This is a genomic window from Tidjanibacter massiliensis, from assembly GCF_900104605.1.
GTDB lineage: Bacteria > Bacteroidota > Bacteroidia > Bacteroidales > Rikenellaceae > Tidjanibacter > Tidjanibacter inops.
Map to the genome: position 1 here is coordinate 1 of NZ_LT629953.1, position 871 is coordinate 871.

Here is an 871-nt window from a genome sequence, read left to right on the forward strand (position 1 = left end):
TAGCGACTACATCCTTATCAGCGAGAAATCGACGATTGTAAGTACCGTATTCGAAAAAGACGTCTTCCAGTTGCAGGACGATGGCAATCATATCGTCCTCTTCACGATATTGATCCTTCTGTTGAAGATAGGTGTATACGCCCTCGCCGACTTTTTCCAGTTCAGCGTAATGCCAGACGACCTGATTGTGGTTCGTGCGGCTGTAGCACAAAAATTTTGTTTTCATAGAATTGATTATATAACCTTGTTATGATCGTATTTTGCCGTTTCTTGGATTTAAGCGTTTTGGACCAACAGCCAAAAAGCGTCGAACAGTTCCACGACGCATAGGTCAGAAACCGGTACCGTCCGCAGTCTGCCGTCGTCGTAATCCAACAGAGCATAGAGTACATCTTCGTTCACTCGGAATCCGTACACGTAGCAGGCGTCGTGGTATTCGTCGCTGATTAGGACGGAGTGGCCTTCGGTTTCGAAATTTTGGTCTTCGAACTGAACGACAAGTTTTCGGATGTGTTCTGTCAGTTCTTTGTCACGCAATCGATTGCGGTACTCCTGTTGTTTGAGTTGCTGACGATCTTCGTCCGAGATCGGACATACGATTGTCAGATAGTCGGCCGGGACATCCCATGTGCTCTCTCCACCACCGATACGGATGATACGCTCGTTTTCCGGTTTGCCTGCATTGATTTCGTCTTGCGAATCCAGCACTTCGTATTCGCCGGACTTCTCGCAGATCGGGTCGTCCCACCAGACCCGCTGTCCTTTCTTGAATGTTGTCATGATTTCGTTTATTTTGTTTCGTCGGGAATTTCCTTTCCCGAATAAGGGTTATAGAGCGGCGTATTGCCCACCGCTTCAGCGTCGATAGCGA

2 protein-coding genes are annotated in these 871 nt (G+C 47.9%); both read right to left on the bottom strand.

What is annotated here, in order from left to right:
• Window positions 1–226: hypothetical protein (locus BQ5361_RS10430; protein ID WP_399270624.1), on the bottom strand; the 226-nt coding region annotated here is incomplete at its 3' end.
• A gap of 50 nt (window positions 227–276) precedes the next feature.
• Window positions 277–780 carry a hypothetical protein gene (locus tag BQ5361_RS00010; protein ID WP_071424833.1) on the bottom strand — a complete coding sequence of 168 codons (504 nt, stop codon included), beginning with the start codon at window positions 778–780 and terminating at the stop codon, window positions 277–279.
• Window positions 781–871 lie beyond the last annotated feature (91 nt).